This is a genomic window from Mucilaginibacter sp. PAMB04168 (genome assembly GCF_039634365.2).
Classification (GTDB): Bacteria; Bacteroidota; Bacteroidia; order Sphingobacteriales; family Sphingobacteriaceae; genus Mucilaginibacter.
Genome location: NZ_CP155079.2, coordinates 127,671 through 147,657, shown reverse-complemented (window position 1 = coordinate 147,657; position 19,987 = coordinate 127,671). Strand labels below are relative to the sequence as shown.

The window sequence follows — 19,987 nt, the reverse complement described above, 5'->3', positions numbered from 1 at the left end:
AAATAGCTGATCTTAATCGCTTGAAATTAATACTTAATTAGGTCAAGATCTTATATAAGTATGATAGTAATACATACATATGTCATAGTAATTGTTAGCCTTTTTGAGCTTTAGTTATTGGCCCTATATTTTTTGTTGACGGCACTTTTAAGCTTCTCTATTTCCTCTTGCTGCCTGATTAGATACAAGGTAAGTTCCTCCACTTTCTTTAAAAGTAGCTTATTCATCTCACCTAATTTGACTCCGTTTTTTGCAACGGTTGTCTTTGAGGGCATTTCGGGCAGATGCTGGTTTTTATCAATGTAAGCCTTAACGGATGTAAGGGATGGTAGTTTATACGTTGGCTTAAAAACATAATCGGGCCATGGTCCGGCTTCTACTTTAATCTCTTGGGCCCTAATATTGCCGTTTACAGCAAGCCGGAAACCATGGGCATTTGTCGTTCCAATGGCAAGATTGCCATTACTTAAAAACGAGGTGCCACTGGCATTTTCAGTAAAAAATGCATATTTGCCAAGTAGGGTCCCTCCTGTAAAGTCACCATTATAATTTAGAGTGAGCCGGTTATCGAAATCATGTACGATTGCCCTGCCTCCTGTTCCTCTTTCACTAAATTTGAGCACCACATCTGCGGCGTTGTATAAGAAATAATTGCTGTTGTTATTAGTGAAAACTTTAAAGCTTCCATTTACCGTGAGGCTGCAGTCTGGTGTTGATGTCCCAATCCCAACAAGTCCCCCAGCTGTAATCCGCAAGCTTTCATGCCAGCCGCTTTCGGCGGCATTAAAGAATTGAAACTGCCCTTGATGGGATTGTATGAGTGCCCCATAGATGGTACTTTCCTCGCCGAACTGTATACATGGGCTATAGCCTACTACCGGACTTGTTGATGTCCTTCCAATAAAGAAGTCACTTCCCTGATAAGTTCCAGAGTTCCCCTTTATGCTAATGCCACCCAAATTATTAGTTAGAACTGATAATTTATTGATAGGCGTTTGGGTACCAATTCCCACATTATCATTTGTAGTAGTATTACCTAGCACTGCGGTGGAGAATTGTGCGTAAGATGAATTGCATGCAAGTACGAGTGCAATTAAGGTGACGTAAGTTTTAATCATTTTGTTAAATTGTGATAGTTGATTCGGTCCAATGGAACATTAAGATCCCATGCAGCCAAAAAGGCTGTTCCAGATTTAGAGGATTCCGCGGATTACTGGTTAAGTTGCGTGACGTTTCCAGTTGAGTTGATGAAGCATTGTGATAAATGTCGTATAGGTGAATTGATTACCAAGTTAATCACTTATTATTAAAAAGCAAATTTCTATTTATTAGTAATCATATTGCAATATGTCATGGAAGAACTGCAGGGATGGTCATCTCAAGTAAAATACTGCAATATATATCCACAGAAACCACATTTAAAAGTGCGGGCTTTTTTTCCCTTCTTTTTAGTACTAGTTTTATAGTTTAACATCTGTTCCTACTTAGTAATTTTTGATTGGTGTTCTATCAGAAAATACTAAACAAGGTGAGTGCAAGGTGCCACTATAAGCCCCCTGAGAGGTCCGCTACCGGAAAGCGTAGTTTTATATGATAGTGATAAGTTAGAAGACTTAGAGTTATCGTTAAGGCGAAAGCAATATAAATCCACAAATAAATAGCACAAAGCATATTAAATATTTTCAACAAGGCCTTCATCACATTAATACATAACTTTAGCGTACCAAACTATATTACATGATAAAATTAATAATCATCTCACTCTTAAGCATTTTAAGTTTATCCGCTTATGCTCAAAACACTAACTTTGGCGAGCCTGCCGCAGGATCTCAGGCATTGAGCGATGTATTTCATTACAACGGCAATACCGTCGGGCATTACAGCCTGGGCTGGTATTATAATCAGGGCCTGTACAATCCACCCACCGCTTATTTAGCCGGCTTCAGCGGGATCAACATGTTCACTGAAGGCCAGCTCCGTATGCTGGTAAGCCGGGCTGGGCATGTCGGTATCGGTACAAACGCTCCCCTTAGCCGTCTGCATGTCAGCACCCCGCAATCCGCAGATTTCAGCGCTGCGGCACTTCGCCTGGAACAACCTTATACAGAGCTAAGTGGCGCAAATCTATTGGGGCCATCTGCCCTGTTTTCAACTAATAATGGAAATACTGCCTGGCTGCTTGGTGCAGTAGCCGGTACAGTAGGTACACCCGGCAATTTTGGCGGCTATCCCGGTGGGCTTTCCTTTTATACTAAGGCAGGTGACGGAAATTCCGTTAGCTTACCACTGGAACGCATGCGCATCGACCAAAACGGCAATGTCGGTGTAGGCACATTTTCACCAGATGCCCGGCTGACTGTAAACGGCACTGTACATGCGAGAGAAGTAAAAGTTGATTTGGCCTTTCCAGCGCCTGATTTTGTGTTCGAACCTAAATATCGCCTGCCCACACTACAGGAGGTAGAACGATATGTTAAATTGAACAGACACCTGCCGGAGGTACCATCCGCAGCAGAATTGGCCGCAGGCGGCATGCAAGTAGGCGAAATGAACCTTAAATTGTTACAGAAGGTGGAAGAGATTACATTACACCTTATCGCCATGCAAAAAGAAAATACAACCAGTAAAATTCAGAATCGACGGATCATTCAAAAACAACAACAACAGATCAAAGCCCTACAGCAGAAAATAGCTTCCCTTCTGCAAAAATAAAGAAGAGAACCTTTGACTGCTAATCCCATAAATGGGGACAGTCCTGTCTTAGGGCAGCAACGTTCAAGTGGATATTAATTAACGCTTCTTTGTCTTTGTATAGCGTCTGAGCTGGTTAATTTCCTTTTGCTGTCGGTCATTTTCTTTTTTTAGGTCAATAACGTATAACGTGAGCTCTTCTATTTTTTGCAGCAGTTTACTGTTCATATCTCCTAAATTTATTCCATCGGCTTTCACTTCCTTTGCAGATGGCAAGTCTGGCAAATGGCGATTCATGGACAAGTACTTTTCCAGTCGACTTAAGGACCGTAACGGGTAGGTTGGTCGAAATACAAAGTCGGGCCACGGACCTGCTTCAACTCTGATCTCCTGTGCGCGGACATTGCCGTGTACAGCCAGTTTATAGCCGTAAGTATTTCCACCGCCGATGGCAACCTCCCCCAAACCATTAATCAGAAATTTAGTACCATCGATATTCTGATATTTAACAAAATTGTAATGGGCTCCGGATCCACCGACCGTCCGTATCCCTGAAATCGTTGCATTGCCACCATATGAGACATTAGTGTTGTCAATAAGTAAAAAGGACCCTTCGGAATTACTACCTTCGCCCATAACGGTCAGTTTACTGGTCGGTTCGGTAGTGCCGATGCCGACAGCCCCCTGAAAAAAGCTGCGGCCACCTACTGTAGCGCTCAGCGAAACATTTGGATTTAACGTGGCCCAAACTGAAAATTAAATATGTCGTTTGTATTAGAAATCCTTGAAGCACTGGCAGCAGACCACCACATGATACTGGCATCATGACGGACTCCCAGATTGGCATCGCTTCCGATCACAATATCGGCACCATAGGGATTTGAGATATTAATAAGATTGTTACCGGTAGTGACAACCTGCGGTTGACCGGATACACGAATACATATCCCGGTGATTAAGCAGAATGATAACAATGAAATTTTCATATGAAAGGGTTAAGGTTTGATTTGCAAATTTGGAAGGTGTGAATAGCCTCGGTATAAAGCCTAATGCTTGATGGAAGAGTGATGGCTTCTAGCTTTCATTGTTCGCTCCAGCTTTGCCAAACGATGCGCAAGGTCAGCATTTTTTTTATGCTCTTGTAATAAATATAGCGTCAGTTCTTCAATCTTTTTCGTTTGTAGCCTCACCATCTCACCTAGATTTACACCATTTTCAGCGAGTGCTTTCGCCGCAGGTAAACCCGGCAGGTGTTGGGTAGACCGGATATACCGCTGGAGACTTTCCAGAGGAAGCAATTTGTAACCCTGCGCAAAGACGAAGTCTGGCCACTGGCCCTGTAGTTTGACCGTTACCGATTCGGCAATCATATCTCCACCTACCGCCAGGCGATAACCATGAGGATTGGTTGTGCCAATGGCCACATTGCCAAGCGGGCTGCCATCAGTCTTAGTTGCCAATACGGTATTACCATTAAATGACTTGATGATATCAAGGTCGCCGCCATTCGCATTTAAGCTGACTCCGTTACCATGCTGATAAACGCCTCGGATAGCCCAATTTTGGGCACCGGTGATGCCTGAAGTACCGAGACCAACTAAAGTAACGACATTTTTCGCTGGGTAATTTTGATCCAGGATACTTTTTATATTGCCATTTACAACTAAACGCTGGTCAGGAGTGATCGTGCCTACGCCCAAGTAACCGTCTGAATTGATCATAATCTGCCCTCCTCCTGTCGTAAATCGGATTCCAGGAAAACCTGCCAGTTGAACGATATTTGTGTTGTTATTTAAAACGCCTAAACCATACCATGGCGCACCGTTGACATTATCGCCTAAACCGCCGGCAACTCTAAAAGCAGCGGCGCGTGTTTCGCCATTAATATCCAAGGGCGTTCCAGGCGAAGCCGTCCCAATTCCCACAAAACCAGTATTGATATGTATGGTATGATTACCGGAAGTTATCCATTGCGCACTAGCCGGTAACGTAACGAGCAGCAATAGCAGTAAAAAATAGGGTTTCATGTGTTAGGATTAAGTTTTTGCTTCTAAAATACTTATATTCTTTTGAATCTTACGACGTTGTTTAATAAAAGTAAGGCCTCCTTTGGCAACAAACGCACTTCAAGGCACATAACTATTGATCTGGTTAAATATAAAGATTAGTAAGCTTTACCATGCACTTTGTTACCTCTCCGGAAGACCAGTTTAATGAGTTGACTCACAGAATTTATAAAATTTCTAAGAGCTAAAAGTTAGAATATCTTTAAAAGTCGCTATCTTAGAACACCATGAAACCTGTCACCGTCATTAGTGTCTTTATTAGCTTATTGCTATCACTGTCCAGCCTTTCCGGCTGTAAAGATTTTATAGACCCCGACATCACTGACAGTGAACTGCAGCTACAGGCCCCTGCTGATCAGTTTCAAAGCAAATCCTATACTATTGGTTTTTGGTGGGAAGAGGTGGATGATGCGCTGACCTACCGGTTGCAAGTGGTGACGCCTGGTTTTGATAGTCCGGCAGGACTTGTTGCTGATACGCTCGTGAAAGGACATACTTTTTCGCTAAACCTTTCGCCTGGTGAATATGCTTGGCGAATGCGGGCTGAGAATGGTAGCACGAGGACTACCTGGTCTGCATCCCGGGAATTTTCTGTATTATTTTCTTCCATCAAGCAGCAAAAAGTACCGCTTGCCGCACCTGCTAATAATGCACAGACGACTACAGGCAACACAACGTTTCGCTGGGGCAGCCTGTATGGCGCCATCCAGTATCGTTTGCAGGTTGACACCAATAACTTTTCCAGTAATGGAAAGGTAGTCTACGAACAGGTCACACCAGCTTTGCAGTCCAGCTTTACGCTTCCAAAGGATCAAAATTACCAATGGCGCGTCCGGGCAGAGAATGATACGGCACAAGCACAATGGTCAGCTGTTCACGTATTGAGTTATGATCATACACCACCAGCCATCGTAGGTCTAACTGCTCCACAAGCGAATCAAACTGTAAGCTTGCCTGTGAGCTTGCAATGGAATGCTTCGGCCACCGCAACCCAATATAAATTGTATGTTTATAGAAGTGATATGGTCACACCTTATAGCAATACATTCCCCTTGCTCCTGAATACCCGCACCTATTCATTCAACACAGGCACTTTCGGTGAGCAGGTCTACTGGACGGTAACCGCAATAGATGCAGCCGGAAACGAAAGTACGTCTGCTCCGTTAAGAAGTTTCAACTTACAGTAATATGGCGGCTAAAAAAAATAAAGCACTCGTCTATGTTCTGGTCATCCTTGTGGCAGTGATCTGGGGTATTATTATCTACAAGGTAGTAGCTGCCTTAAGTGGAGACGATGATACTGCCTTTTACCCGGCTGCTCCCGTAGCGCGACAAAAGGTCGCTCTGAACGACTATGCCTGGTCAAGGGATACCGCAACGCTGACGCTTAATTATCCCGATCCTTTTGGCGCCGACAAAACCATCCCGGCATTAAAAGATACGCAACAGATACCCCTGAAAAAGCTTATACAGGTTCAGACGCCGTCAGCCCGAACGACGGTTCGCAAGCCCGTTATCAACTGGAACATCATTCGCTACAGCGGCTTTATACGTAACCCACACAGCAAGAAGCTATTGGCGCTCATTACCATGAATGGCAAAAGCCTCATGCTGAGTGAAGGCGAAACCGCAGGAGAGCTCAAACTCCTTAAGAATCTGCGTGACTCCATTAAAGTTTCCTACCATCAGCAAACTGCTTTTATACCTGTTAATCCCGGCTCATGACGAAAACTTATCTTACCTTACTGGCACTGCTGAGCACGCTAACCCTTTATGCGCAAAAATGGCCGGAATATGGCTTGTCCCAGGTACGCATCATTGAAGCAGACCGGACCATAGTTGCTCGTATTGAGCCCTCGGGTAAACCAGATATTTATACAGGCCGGCAGTACTACTGGTACAGTAGCAATACCATACAGACCACGCAGGGTGGGTTCAGCGGCCGCCTGCTGCATGGCATTTACCAGGAATTTTACATTTCGAAAAACCTAAAAACGCAAGGTTACTTCAAAAAGGGGCTTAAAGACGGTGTTTGGAAATCCTGGAACGAGAACGGTACGCTAATTGAAACGGAGACCTGGCAGCAAGGGTCAAAAAATGGTGAATTCACCACCTACGATGCACTAGGTCGGCAAAAGCAGCAAGGAAATTATAAGGATGGGTTCCGGGAAGGAAAAGTGCGTAGCTACCAAGGCCCGGATTCGGTGACGACTGTACGGTACAAGGCTGGGCAGCCTGTGAAAGCGGCACCTGCATCGCCGACCGTGTGGCAAAAACTGAAGGAGTTCCGTTTATGGAAGAAGCATAGTCCTAAAACAACAGCCTGACATGATCCGTGCTTCTGCACTATATATCGCAATCATCATCGCCCTGGTCATGGCCGTAATCTGCTCTTCGTTGATTACCGCTGCCTATTTTTACCGTTTGCAGTACCAGCGTACGTTCCGCTTTCAAGCCTTGCAGAACAACCTGGTTTCTGCAGAAAACCTGCTGCTGGAAAGTACCGGTGATTTTCAAGAGGTGCAGAAACGTACCCTTTTCGGGTTGGCTAATGATACGGTGATGCTGCAACGCCAGCCCTGGGGAGTATATGAAGTTGGCGTGGCACGCGCTTTTATACAAGCGGACACCCTATCGCGCGTGTTCTCCATGGGTCATGGCCTGGATTCAGCTAAATGGTCTGCATTGTATATCATAGACGAAGACCGCAACATCTCAGTAAGCGGAAAGACTAGCATTACCGGTACAGCATACCTGCCTAAAGCCGGTATCAAGGAAGCATATATCAACAGCCAGGCTTACCAGGGTGACAAGCGCCTGGTTGCAGGGGAAAAGCGCAATAGCAGCCGGACGCTGCCAGCCTTAAACGGCCTATTGCTAGCCAACTTGGAGCATTACCTCTCTCAAACTGGCCAAGCTAATTCTGGCGTATCCCAGCTGCAAGACAGCATTAACCGTTCTTTCTTGCAGCCTACACTAACGTTGAATCTTGGGAAGCAAGTCTATACGCTCCACCAACGGCTTAGCGGAAATGTGATTTTGCATTCCGACACCACTCTAATCATTGATAGTACAGCCCGGCTTGAAAACGTATTGGTTTTCGCCAAAGCCATCGTAGTTCGAAGCGGCTTTCGGGGAGCCTGCCAGCTTTTTGCAACGGATTCGCTGCGGATTGAACAGCACTGCCAGTTCAATTATCCTTCTACTATAGGTGTGATGAATTTCGATTTGGAGGCACGCGGTCAGCGGAAGCTCAGCCTTGGTCAGCACTCAACAGTTGGTGGCATACTGCTAACCTATGAGCGGGCTAAAAACGAACTGTTACCCGTTTTGGATTTAGGCAAAGGTACCACCATAACAGGGCAGGTCTATGCCCAAGGCCTGCTGAATTATCAAGATGGCACCGCAATTCAGGGCAGTGTTCACGCCAGCCGCTTTTTATACCAGACTGCCCACACCCGCTATGAAAACTACCTGATCAATATCCGTTTAGATGCCCAGGCGCTATCCCGAAATTATCTCACCAGCGAGCTGCTGCCCGTCAGTAAGCCCAATAGAAAACTAATGCAATGGCTAAATTAGGGTTAAAGAAATTACCAGCCTCCTCTATTTTGGAGGTGGTTGTTGCCCTGGTTGTTATTTTACTGGTGCTGAGCCTGTCGCTGACCATTTATAGCAATGTTATGCGGCAGTCGCTATCTGCCCGTAAGCTGCAAGCACAGTTCCGCCTTCAGGAAGCGCTTGTACAGTTAAAGCATGATCGCAGCTTGGATCTTCCAGTTCAGGATGGACTTGTGATCGAGAAGACTTTGGCTCCATACGAGAATAACAGCCGCTTAACCCTAGTGTATCTGAAGGCTTATGACGATACCCATCGGCTACTGGCGGAGACCCGGCAAATTATAATCCTAACCGATGAAAAATAAACACCGCTTTGCCGCCTTTACCATTATGGAACTCATGGTTGCCATGCTGATCTCAGCACTGGTTATCACGATCACTTATACAGCCTACGGTATTGCCAGCCGCGCGTACAGCAGCTACAATCAAAAGCATTTGGAAATGGCCGGACTGATACGCTTGGATGAATTGCTGCGCCGCGATACAGAGAAAGCAACGTTGATCCTACATGGTGCAGGTACCCTGCATTTTAGTAAACCAAAGGACACCGTCGTGTACCGCTTTGAGCCGGATAAGATTCTGCGGGTAGCTGGCATAACCGACACTTTTCGCGTAAAAGCAGATGGGTTGAGCTACCAGTTCGAAAACCAGCCACTGGCCAGTCAAGAGTCAATAGAAATAACGGACGAAATTTCTTTTTCGGTACAGCTTAGAGCGCGGATTTTTCCGTATCATTATCATAAGCGTTACAGCGCAGCAGACCTTTTAAATTTACCGCCTCATGCCCAGCATTGATATCAGCCGCTATGCTAACAAAAAGCCAGCCCGTCCGGCGGAGATTGGCACACCGTCAGCCGAAAACAAGTTACTAGCAATATTGAATAAAGACATCAGTTTTGGGAACCCCGAACTGAGCGATAAGAAGAAAGAATACCTGTACCTAGAATTAGGTTCGCTGCTTCAGGCCGGGATTAACCTGAAAAGCAGCTTTGAACTGATCCTGGCTGATCAGCGCAAGGCAAAGGATAAGCTGCTGTTTGAAACCATACAGCAAGCGGTGCTGGGTGGCACCACTTTTTCGCATGCACTAAAGCAAAGCGGTAAATTTTCGCTGTACGAGGTATACAGTCTGCAAATTGGGGAGGAAACCGGAAAAATGATCGAAGTACTGCAGGATCTGGCTAAGTTCTACCAAAACAAGATCAAACAGCGTCGCAAGATCGTTTCTGCGCTGACCTATCCCTGCATTGTGATGTCTGCTGCTTTGGGCGCGGTCTTTTTTATGCTCAAGTTTATTGTGCCCATGTTTGGCGAAGTATTCCGCCGGTTTGGCGGCCAATTGCCCTGGATCACAGAGAAGATTATTCGAATGTCGGAGGCTTTGGAAAAGCATTTCTTACCAGTGGTTCTGGGAGTTTCGGCTATTACACTTTTACTGATCAGTCAGCGTAAAAAAATATGGTTCCGTAAATGGTCGGCTAGGCTGCTACTGAGGCTGCCAGTAGTTGGTAACCTGGTGCAAAAGATTTACCTGGCCCGCTTTGCAAATGCCATGCGGCTGCTAATCAGTGCTCGTTTACCGTTGTTGCGGGCTATTGCCCTTATACGGGAAATGATCGGCTTCTACCCCATCGAAAGCTCTTTAGCAGAAATAGAGTCCGAGATACTTAAAGGCCGATCACTGTATCAGAGCATGAGTAGTTTCAGTGTTTACCCGCCGAAGATGGTCCAACTGGTTAAGGTCGGCGAGGAAACTAACCAATTAGATTACTTTTTCGCCCGCATATCAGAGCAATATATCGAAGAAGTAGAATATAGGACGACCTCGCTGAGCAGCATGATGGAACCGCTTATCATCATTTTTTTAGGACTGATTGTAGGAGTTATCCTGGTGTCAATGTATTTGCCCCTATTTCAGATGAGTAATAGCTTTCAGTAGCGCGTTAATAAAATCATTAACGTAATATTGAACAACTTCTCTAATCCGTACATGCACTGATACTGCATTTATGGTTGATTTATACGTTCATGAGCTTCGCCAATCCACTTACGCTATTTAAAAGTCGACAAGAACTATCACAGTCTGGACTTGCTGCAAAGGTTGGTATACATATTAACGTGTTAGGCAGGTATGAGCGTGGCGACGCTGTGCCCTCGGTAGAGGTTGCAGCCAAAATCGCAGGAGCCTTAAGCACTTCCTTGGACTATCTTACGGGCTTGACAGATATTGAGTTTGATTCCAATACCTTGAATCGGATCAATGAGATAGCATCCTTGTTAAACGAAGATCATGAGCACGTCTTCAAAGTAGTAGATGCACTCATTCGTGATGCCAAAGCTGAGAAATAGAAAAACCCAGCTTGTGGTCTGGGCTTATTAAGGCACAAGTAACTTAAGCACATCTCTGCCCAACATACCTTCATCAGGTTTGGACAGTCTTAGTATTGTTTGATTGAAATTAAATACTATTTTTTCTAAGCTCAAGATTTAATTAATATGGAATTATAAAAATGTGCTTTGTCAATTGCATTTTCAGTGTTTTGTAAATTCCAAAATTCAAACGCATATAAATTATCATTTATTACAAAAAAAACCGCGAAACGCTTTTGATTATAATTTATACCCTTAGTTGAAGATGAATAAGTAACCTCTCTTCCAATATACTTCCCTAACTTTAAAGTTTTGACAGATATACTGGTGTAATTTCCTGATGATATTTTACCTTTGACCACATCATCCAAAAATAAATCAACAACTTTTGTTTTGTCATATATATTTTGCTTAGATCTATAATCTATAAAATGTGTTTTAGAAATCCCAACCATTATTGCATATTTAAGGGACTTATAAAAATACATTTCCTTATCTTCAAACTCCTTTCTGACTGGCAGTTTAGGAAATTCCACTGAAACTTCATCATTTATTACCAATCTTTTCCAAGAATCAACGCTACCCCTCCAACAATTAGTAATTATTACAAGTATCATTATATTTTTCAATATCATTTTTGGAAAGTTATTTCTCTAAAGTATAAAGTTCATTCGGTTTAAGCCATTTTCTATTGTAGGAGGCTTCTATATCTCTTATGCCTCTATATCCCCATTTACCTAAGACCTGCTCCTGTATATTAAAATACCGATTATTATGGTCAACAACTTTTGTAAGAACAATTTCCGTTATAGGATTTAGTAATTGCTTAATTTTAAGTTTAGCCCAACTAATACTATCAGCACGATGTTTGTTTGAAATATAGCTTCCAACTAAAACTGTGAAGTTCAGTTTAAACTTTATAAATGTCTTCCTCTTTTTTAAAACCGAATAGACATCATCAATTTTGGATGAATCATCTAAATTATTCAAATCGCTTCCAATATGTTTAGATAGCTCTTCAATTAATATTTTTTCAAATTCCTTAATATTATCTATCTTTTCTTTATTACCGAAATAAAATTTGTTAACATCCTCGTCTGTTGGGAAATAACTGTCAAAAATCCACTTATCTAAAAGATCTCTATTTTTTGTGACCAGACATTTAGCAAAAGGATTAATAGGCATTACGACATATTTACCATCAATTAACTGATATACTACGCCATTGTTATACTCTATATTCATTACTATTTTGCTACCAGGTTGAGCCTTTAAGTCATTGGCAACAGGCCATTCTGTAATAGTATAATCGGACTGCATATTTAAAATATTTGAAGTTATTATCCCCCATATTGTTAGCAACAATAAGTTTTTCATTTCTTTGCTGGTGTATAATTTGTTTTCATAACTCCTCTTTCCATTCGGTATTGAGCCCAGTAATGAGTTAGCGAAATGCCATTGTTTTGTGCATATTTTTCCAGTTGTTTACTTAATTTCACACCATATGTTGTTACAAAAACAATTTCTTTAACCTTGGCTTTTTTTGCTGCTTGAATTTGAACTTTTAATTGACCATCAAACGCGCCTACGCCAATATTATTTTTAGTTGCCTTAAGCTCATAGAAACTTTCAAGTTCATAAAATGTAGTCACACCTGCGCCTGGCTTTCCCCTAATATCATACTTTACGCCTAAAAAATCCGGAACTGTATAGTCAAATTCTCCGGGAAACTTATTATTTAGAGGATTCTTTACGACCCTGATGTTATCAAAATTAAAATTCTCGTCTATGTATTCTTCAAATAGATCTTCAAATATTGCACCAGTTTTATTTTGTAAGCTACCAGGCCCACAGCCTGTGCAGTTGGTTATCTGTACATAATTTAACAGTGTTGACTTATATAATGGCTGCCATCTTATACCTGAAGATTGATCATTTTCTTCTTCCTCTTTAGCTTTATATACAGTTGTTAAATCATCATCGGTTACCCCATGGTCTTTCTTCCACTCTTCCGTAGAGTACATTCCATCAGGATCTACATATCTAATTGGATTATCTAGAGCATACTCATATGGTGACTGACGCCTACCTAACTCTGCTAATGGGTCAACACTCGTCCATCTGCCTATTACCGGATCATAGAACCTTGCGCCATAATCGTACTGGTTCAGGTCCAGCTCCGTCTGCAGTTCCTTGCCATTGTACTTATAACGGTTCTCGGGCGAGCTTGTTGTCTGGACAGCACGTGCCACCTGCAGACCGAACGGGTAATAGTCACTCGTTTCCAGTACCAAACCATTGTGCTTCAATTGAACACGGGTGTTACCCAAATGGTCTTTTAAGTAATAGTCATAAGTATAATTGCCTCCTCCTGCTGGTACGGCCCTGCCCTCCTCGGTCTGGATGAACTCGATCTGACCGTTGTTGTACTCAATGCCCCCTACATAGTCCCTGGTAATTCCGCCGCTTACTACTTTCCTGGTTTTTACACCACTGGCTAACCACTGGTTAGTCATCGTTTGTGCACCTTTGGTAATTGTCTGCGGCAGGTTGAGCAGGTTGTAGGCAATTGTGATACCTTTAGTGTTATCCTTCTTCTGGTTACCATTCTCATCATACTCATAAGTGCCATTGACAAAGCCATCAATGGAGGTCAGCTGATTACCGCCATAGTGGTAGTTGTTTGTCCCCATGGGGCTGCGCGTGAGCTGAGTAATGTTACCCATCACATCGTAACTCAGCTGCTCATTAAAGTTCTCATCAGAGGTGCCTTCAGTTAACCGGTTGAGCTTGTCATAGTGGTAATCATAGTGATGCTGACTGGTATTCGCGGCCGGTCCCCATACCTGGGCGCTGATATTGCCGTTCCACTGCTTATAGGCTGCATTAGGATGGTCCTGGTAGTTCAGCGACAGATTGAACCGTGGCGCGTTCTGACTTTTAAGCCAGCCCCGCTCATTATAGGCGTACTGCATTGTTTCCAACCCGTTGCCGATACTTTTAGTTTTGAGCTGACCAACCTCGTTGTATTCTAGCTTGGATAGTAGTACCTCGTTTGCAGCATTGTTGATCCATTGACGTGTTTCCAGCTTTCTGCCCATGTGGTCATAATTGTACGTATTGGCAATGGTCGTGGTGTTACTACCAACGGTATGTACCCGCGTGCTGCTTAACAGCTCATCCGTAAAGCTGTAGGTGTTATTGACAATGTCCGTGCCCTGCAAATGGTTCCGGCTCTTGCTCTGAACTACCCTGCCCTCCTCATCATAGTAATTGACCGAAAGCAGGCCATTTCCTGTGCCCAATATGTTGATCAATGTTCCCGTCAGCAGGCCTTTGACGTTCTTGCTTTGCGGACTTACCGGCGCTCCAAAGTTGCCGGTATTAAGAGCACTGACTGTAGGATTACCTAAAAAGGTATAATCGTCATAATAGTTTACCGTTAGCGCTTGACGACTGGCTCCGGTCGGGAAAGCCGTATTGGTGTAACCCAGGTCACCCGATGTCTGCGGCACCTCCCATTGCGTAAAGCCGGATTGTGGATTGTCGTACTGCTCATTAACCGCCTGCTGCAAGACCATCATCGAAGCTTCAGCATGCCCCGGCTCAATACCGGTCATGATCACCCGTCCCAGTGCATCATATTTGACGAAACTTACCTCCTGGCGGGCCTTCTGGTTGGCATCCTGTGAGAAGATCACCTGGTCGAGCTTATTATACACCATGCCCTCCCAGCCCTTGCCCGGCAGCTTCTTTTCGATTAACCGGTTTCGGTGGTCATAACGGTACTGGTAACAAAAAGCGTCCTGTGTGGCTTGGATGGGTACGGTGTTATCGGGGATACATCCAGGTGGCAGTACAAAGCTTAGGTTACCTAAATCGTCGTAAACGTAGTAAGTACTCAGCGTTTCTATTGTATTATCTGGAGCTGGCTTTTTGTTAAAGATACGTTTGAGCACCACCCGGCCTTCCTTATCTTTATACTCATGCGTCTGTCCGGCTAAACCATCTGCTGTTACCCAGTTCTCGTCCTTTAAAATATTAAGATAGAGCTCGTTCGCATCATAGTTCTTAATACTGGTCAGCTCCCGCTTGTATTCCTGCCCTGCAGCGTTTACTACCTTTGCATTGTACAGCTTTACGGTATGGAAGGCATCAGCGTTCGTATTGGTCCCATATTCCATCCTTACCGTATGGCCGCTTCCTGGCTGCCAATCGTTACCCGGCGCACCTTGTTCCACTGGGCGATTCAGCGGGGACGCTTCAAATACCGTTGCTGCATATGGCGTCGGAATATGAGGCAACCCGCCCGGGAGTTGCGTTACTGTTGCCGCAGTACCCACCGGGTGATAGAACGAGAGTTGGTCTGCGATCGCACTTTCCCGGTAACTACCGGCAATGCCTGCACTGGTAGTATAAGGTAGATATTTCACCGCTTCCCTGCCGAACTGGTCATAGGCCACAGGTTGTACCAGGTCTTTAGTAGCATCAGGGTTACCTTTCACCTGCACGGTTTGCATTGGTCTACCTAAGCCGTCAAAGTACTTAATAGTCTGCATTTCGTCACAAACCGAGGCAGTTGCTGCAGTAGGATCGAGTACGCCTGATTTTCGTGATGTATAAGTAATGACATAGTTCTGGTTATTACTTGGCGTTGCTGCAAGTGGGACGCAACCACTTATATACAGACGCAAACTGTTACCATGCGTCGCCGCAAAGTGAAAACCGTCTTGGAGCGTGATGCTCGAGGGATGGTAATATTCGCCCATAGTAGGTGTACCCGTCATCTGGCCGTTCGGCACCAACGTTTGAGCCCTAAGATTTCCATAACATAGCGTTATTATGCTGAAAACAATGAGGTACTTATATTTTTTTTCCATGAATGATTTTACCGATGTTTTTCAATTATTCTTTTGCTCATTCTTAAGACCGTGGACATTGCATATTTTGGATAGTCCTCAGATTACTGTTCAATGGACACCGTAACGTTAAAAGTGCTTAGATTTACGCTTACAAATGTGGCACTCGTGCCCGACATAGTAAGACCATCAGCACTGAAATTATAAACGGTACTCGTGTTGTACGGGTTGTAAATATTAATCGTGTAAGGTCCGGGTGGAATAGTTGCCAATGTTGCGGCTATCAGATCATACTCGTAAACTACATTGTTTTGAAGATTAGTGAGCTTAACCTTAAAGTTTGGAATTGCATTTGAATTACTTCCAATAATCGTTACAGAACCAGGTACACAGCCACGTTCATTCGCATAAGATTGAGCAAAATATCTCGCTCTTATATTTGCATCTTCTTTGGAAATTGCTGATTCATAAACATTCGCTGGAGAACTAACATAAACAGTTGTAGCATTGAAACCTTCAGGACAACCAACTGCTGTGTAATTCCCACTTTGATCATCGTTATAATACTTACAAGTCCCTATATTATTTACATATGATTGTCCGTAAGTATCTATGATACTTTGCGCACGGGCATCGGCCTCACCTGGTATATAAGAGCTGAACGTCTTCGCACTGACCGTATACCTAATTGTTTCTCCTGTTTGGCCTATTAAACAATTGCTTTTAGTAAAAGATCTTGATTTTTCAGAATTATAAATTAGTTGCTGATTACAGTTGATGGTTGCCGTATCAGCATAATTATATGCTATTCTTTTAGTGATATTGCCACTATTGTCTTTTACAATAATTAAACGCCCCAAAACGTCATATTCAAATGTTGTAACTCTGTTTGCTTCATCACAGGTTGAATTTATTCCGTATAAAGGGTGATAAGAAAACGTTTGCATGGTGCTATTTTCCGGATGTAGCCGCAGTTCGTCAATAAGTCCAGAACCAGTCACTGTACAAGATGAAGCACCTGAAATTTTATGTTCATATAAAGTCCAGCCGTTTATTGTATAAAGCGGATTGGCTGTACTCCCATTTACTTGATAAGCGCCAGCTTTACTCCAGTAGGTAATGATATAGCCTTTAGTTACATTAAGCCCACTTTTAGAAACTGAATAATTAGAAGAAAGACTAAATGATCGCTGCCCGGTTCTTGCAGAATCTATAACGATACTTGCATTATTGTACTGCCAATTACCAAAACCGTCAACCTCAAAAGAGGTATAAGCAATATCCTCTGGGTTTGCATTTTTAACTTCTGCTGTTGGCCTTAACGACCGATTGTCCCAGATATAACTTGTCTTAATTCCATTTTCCTTAGAAACAGATAAAATGCCACCATCGGCGTTTAGTTCGTGATACCTTACTCTTGCCTCTGGGGTGCCGTTTTCTTTAAATTTAGTTTTAATTATTTCTGGTGCGAAGACAGTCTGGTCGCCTAACCAATCTTTGTAAACGGTAAAGATAGAACTTAGCTCCGTTTCGTTTTTAAATTGCTTCGTTTCTATAACCGGAGTTAAAATATGGCGATCTGTCATATATGTATAGGGTGCGATTGAATAATTAAAGGGATAAGTGTAAGTGGTGGACATTGTGTCCCCTTTACTGCTTACTAGCGATTCTTTAATTTTGTATTTATGAAGCGGTTCATAATTATAGGTATATACCTGCTGCTGGCCTATGCTTTGCTGCTTATCAAAATTTGTGATAGTTTTCTTATCCAAACGACACCATCCATAAGGGACTTTATACAGTGCATAATAAAAATCCAGCTCCCTACGTTGTTCAAGAATAGCTAACGCTGGTACGTTACCAAGTTCTTCCATGGTATATTCGTATGCTTCAGATGTGAGAATTTTTCCGTATAGATCGCGCGAGTCCTTATTTATCAATAAACCGCGTTTCCAGTCGTTATCTTTCATTGGAAAATAAGGGTAGCTAAGATTAGATGAAAACAGCAATTCTCGCTCAACGATATAGTTTTGATAGAAAGGGTCTCTGAATATGTAGGTTAAATTTGTAGAATTATGTTCATCGGGATGCGAAAGCGGACTTGTATAGGTATATGTTGTACTTCCATTTCCAACCTCAACTTCTCTAACAATATTGTAACCTATTGAAGAACCTTTTGTAGCACCTGGAAATGTAAAGGAGCCTGGATTTATAGTTACATACAAATGTTTATCGATATATGGATCTCCATTGGGATTATTGGTACAAATTTGCATTACACCGGGCTGACTTCCGTTGGGCTCTCCTAACCCATTATTATACGTGTAAGTGCGGTATTTAGGAAAATGTGTCAGCCCACCTTCTGCATATTCATATTCTTTTTTGCTGAGAATTTCGTTACATGGGCTAAGCGATGTGATACTTTTGACTCTTAAACCTCCTACTATTCCTGAGTATTTAATGGTTACATCTTGACTTTCGAAACGACCATAGTGTGCTTCAAAATCAAACTCAGTTAGACCCCCTGTAGGATAGTGAATTGATTTTATTGTGCCAGCTCTCATTGATGGAAATGAAGAACTACGGTCACCGGTTAGGCCCGCGTATGAATAATCATAATTTTCTAAGTAATCATTTACTGAACATATTGGTAGAAATGCATCAAACTGCGGGTCATGCTCACCTGTCTGATAATTATAACCGAAAGGTCCATGGTATGCAGGGGTCAGGGATCCATTACTATTTTTACCATTATAATATCCCCAATGGTCCTGCGCAAAGGATACCCGATGTGGTAATAAATCTTTACCATTCGCATCTCTGTCAAAATAGGTAAAGATATAGGGCGGCTTTGAAAGCGCTTCATTAGCGCTCAACTCTGTAACACTTTTTAAATACAATCGCCAATTAATATATTCAGCGTTACCATAAGTGGGGTTATTAAGTGGGAATCGTATTGAGGTTTCAATATCTTCTGTTTCAAAACGAAATTTCTTTACCATTTCATTTTGAGAGGTGTATATTTCAATATCTTTTAATGCATAGGCATAAGTGCCGAGATCTTTTCTAGCTTGAGTCTGGGGAACAAATACAATCTTTCCTAAAGTATTCGTATTTATCTCCTTGAGTCTTTTCCCATGAATAACTGTTTCAGCATTATCCCAAGGGCGGATTGTTCCTGCACCTGTTCCCAAACTTGTGTAGATAGAGTGCCTTTCCGCTGTGTGGTAGCCAAATTGCTCATTTTCGTAAACTAAATTGAACACTTCTCTGCCTGAAGCTGAAGTTATTGTTGTTAGAAACCACGAACTCGGCTCTTCACTTTGAGAACTGGTTTCCCGCTCATTAAATTTATATACGGTACCATTACCTGTTGTAATGATAAATTGTCCATACCAGCCATGCCCTGGTACATTTACAGATCGCTCATATCTGATTTTTAAATCATCAAATTGGTTAAACCTTGCAACTCCCGAGCGGTCAAACACAAAACTTCCAGACTTTCCATTAAAATTATAATTAAAGACATCCGGTTCCATATCAACAACTCCTTTCATATAGCTATAATACTGAATGGTGTCGTATCTCATAAGATTTGATGCTGGTAATGGCAATATTGGACGCGATTGTAAACCGTTTTGAAAATCTGGTTTATCTCTTATAACTCGAGTTATTACACCACCTGCGTTTAGGGACCATCCCATCCCTACCCATGAGGCATTATCTTCTACCTTAACACCGGATGCCCTGTAACTTAAAGATACATCAAAATCGATTTCCCGGCCTTTTAAATTCCATAATGGTATACTGATATTTGGCAAGCCGGTATATAAACTTATAGGAATGTTGCCGTATTCTCCTAATCCTGCAGCATTGGGCGAGGTTGGCATTATTTTCGGTAGCTCTAGTGCATTTTGGGCCTGAATTGTATTAAAAGAACTCAGTAATATGGTAGTTATTAAGTATATTCTCCATATGAAATTTTGATGATGCATTGTATGATTTAACTTTATAAGTGTGGTTTAAGCGATTATTTTCTTTCTTACCTTCTATCAGGTATGGACGGTCATTGTGCTAGTAGTTCTCAAAATCTGTCTTGTTGTGCCCGGCTAAAACCCCAGCTTGTAGGACTGGGCTTAGTAGTATCAATCATCCGTAATTCGGGTTAAAGTCGCTAAAACATACGTTGAATTGATGGGAATTTTGAACTGCTTTGGGGTAAATATTGTAACTAAAGAGTCTTTATAATTTAAAAGCGATTTTAGATCAATAGCAATTTCAGAATTTTTGTCTTTGTTAAAGTATATAAATTCAGGTGGCTTTTTACATAAGTCAAATACATATGTGGTGTCGACATATTTTACTGTTTTGCAAACATAT

General features: G+C 42.6%; 17 protein-coding genes. 9 read left to right on the top strand and 8 right to left on the bottom strand.

The genetic code is table 11. The features are described from left to right. Window positions 1–110 precede the first annotated feature (110 nt). Window positions 111–1,118, bottom strand: coding sequence for a hypothetical protein (locus tag ABDD94_RS00675; RefSeq protein ID WP_345954252.1), 1,008 nt, complete (start codon window positions 1,116–1,118; stop codon window positions 111–113). A gap of 619 nt (window positions 1,119–1,737) precedes the next feature. Here ABDD94_RS00675 and ABDD94_RS00670 point away from each other — a divergent pair. Beyond that, complete coding sequence (locus tag ABDD94_RS00670; protein ID WP_345954251.1) at window positions 1,738–2,712, top strand: hypothetical protein; 975 nt, start codon at window positions 1,738–1,740, stop codon at window positions 2,710–2,712. 78 nt (window positions 2,713–2,790) lie between these two features. Here the strand turns inward: ABDD94_RS00670 and ABDD94_RS00665 are convergent, their stop codons facing one another. From ABDD94_RS00665 to ABDD94_RS00655, 3 genes are all read right to left on the bottom strand, one after another. Then, entirely contained in the window at window positions 2,791–3,327 is a 537-nt protein-coding gene (locus ABDD94_RS00665) for a hypothetical protein (RefSeq protein ID WP_345954250.1), read from the bottom strand. Window positions 3,328–3,425: 98 nt separating this feature from the next. After that, window positions 3,426–3,677, bottom strand: a complete 252-nt coding sequence (locus ABDD94_RS00660) for a hypothetical protein (RefSeq protein ID WP_345954249.1) — start codon at window positions 3,675–3,677, stop codon at window positions 3,426–3,428. A gap of 60 nt (window positions 3,678–3,737) precedes the next feature. Further along, window positions 3,738–4,718 (bottom strand): hypothetical protein, encoded by a 981-nt coding sequence (locus tag ABDD94_RS00655; protein ID WP_345954248.1) that lies wholly within the window; start codon window positions 4,716–4,718, stop codon window positions 3,738–3,740. Between the two features lie 266 nt (window positions 4,719–4,984). Between ABDD94_RS00655 and ABDD94_RS00650 the strand changes: the two genes are divergently transcribed. The 8 genes from ABDD94_RS00650 to ABDD94_RS00615 all read left to right on the top strand — a co-directional run bounded on the left by ABDD94_RS00650 (window position 4,985) and on the right by ABDD94_RS00615 (window position 10,727). Continuing rightward, on the top strand, window positions 4,985–5,944 hold the full coding sequence (locus ABDD94_RS00650; RefSeq protein WP_345954247.1) for a hypothetical protein: 960 nt from the start codon (window positions 4,985–4,987) through the stop codon (window positions 5,942–5,944). A 49-nt stretch (window positions 5,945–5,993) separates the two neighbouring features. Continuing rightward, window positions 5,994–6,482 (top strand): hypothetical protein, encoded by a 489-nt coding sequence (locus ABDD94_RS00645; protein WP_345954246.1) that lies wholly within the window; start codon window positions 5,994–5,996, stop codon window positions 6,480–6,482. Continuing rightward, window positions 6,479–7,084: a hypothetical protein gene (locus ABDD94_RS00640; protein ID WP_345954245.1), complete on the top strand. Its 606-nt coding sequence runs from the start codon at window positions 6,479–6,481 to the stop codon at window positions 7,082–7,084. The genes ABDD94_RS00645 and ABDD94_RS00640 overlap by 4 nt, the downstream gene beginning before the upstream one ends. Window position 7,085: 1 nt before the next feature. Further along, entirely contained in the window at window positions 7,086–8,339 is a 1,254-nt protein-coding gene (locus ABDD94_RS00635; RefSeq protein ID WP_345954244.1) for a hypothetical protein, read from the top strand. Next, window positions 8,327–8,683 (top strand): hypothetical protein, encoded by a 357-nt coding sequence (locus ABDD94_RS00630; RefSeq protein ID WP_345954243.1) that lies wholly within the window; start codon window positions 8,327–8,329, stop codon window positions 8,681–8,683. Before ABDD94_RS00635 ends, ABDD94_RS00630 begins: the two co-directional genes overlap by 13 nt. After that, on the top strand, window positions 8,673–9,173 hold the full coding sequence (locus tag ABDD94_RS00625; RefSeq protein ID WP_345954242.1) for a prepilin-type N-terminal cleavage/methylation domain-containing protein: 501 nt from the start codon (window positions 8,673–8,675) through the stop codon (window positions 9,171–9,173). Before ABDD94_RS00630 ends, ABDD94_RS00625 begins: the two co-directional genes overlap by 11 nt. Beyond that, entirely contained in the window at window positions 9,160–10,317 is a 1,158-nt protein-coding gene (locus tag ABDD94_RS00620; RefSeq protein ID WP_345954241.1) for a type II secretion system F family protein, read from the top strand. The genes ABDD94_RS00625 and ABDD94_RS00620 overlap by 14 nt, the downstream gene beginning before the upstream one ends. A gap of 89 nt (window positions 10,318–10,406) precedes the next feature. Beyond that, the gene (locus ABDD94_RS00615; protein ID WP_345954240.1) at window positions 10,407–10,727 is read left to right on the top strand and encodes a helix-turn-helix transcriptional regulator; all 321 of its coding nucleotides are present in this window, start codon (window positions 10,407–10,409) and stop codon (window positions 10,725–10,727) included. A 131-nt stretch (window positions 10,728–10,858) separates the two neighbouring features. On the opposite strand, the gene ABDD94_RS00610 is transcribed toward ABDD94_RS00615, so the two are convergent. The 4 genes from ABDD94_RS00610 to ABDD94_RS00595 all read right to left on the bottom strand — a co-directional run bounded on the left by ABDD94_RS00610 (window position 10,859) and on the right by ABDD94_RS00595 (window position 19,497). Beyond that, window positions 10,859–11,383, bottom strand: a complete 525-nt coding sequence (locus ABDD94_RS00610; RefSeq protein ID WP_345954239.1) for a hypothetical protein — start codon at window positions 11,381–11,383, stop codon at window positions 10,859–10,861. A 10-nt stretch (window positions 11,384–11,393) separates the two neighbouring features. Next, window positions 11,394–12,125: a hypothetical protein gene (locus ABDD94_RS00605; RefSeq protein WP_345954238.1), complete on the bottom strand. Its 732-nt coding sequence runs from the start codon at window positions 12,123–12,125 to the stop codon at window positions 11,394–11,396. Then, window positions 12,122–15,628: a DUF6443 domain-containing protein gene (locus ABDD94_RS00600; protein ID WP_345954237.1), complete on the bottom strand. Its 3,507-nt coding sequence runs from the start codon at window positions 15,626–15,628 to the stop codon at window positions 12,122–12,124. Before ABDD94_RS00600 ends, ABDD94_RS00605 begins: the two co-directional genes overlap by 4 nt. An 83-nt stretch (window positions 15,629–15,711) precedes the next feature. Next, complete coding sequence (locus tag ABDD94_RS00595) at window positions 15,712–19,497, bottom strand: DUF5977 domain-containing protein (protein ID WP_345954236.1); 3,786 nt, start codon at window positions 19,495–19,497, stop codon at window positions 15,712–15,714. Between the last annotated feature and the right edge of the window lie 490 nt (window positions 19,498–19,987).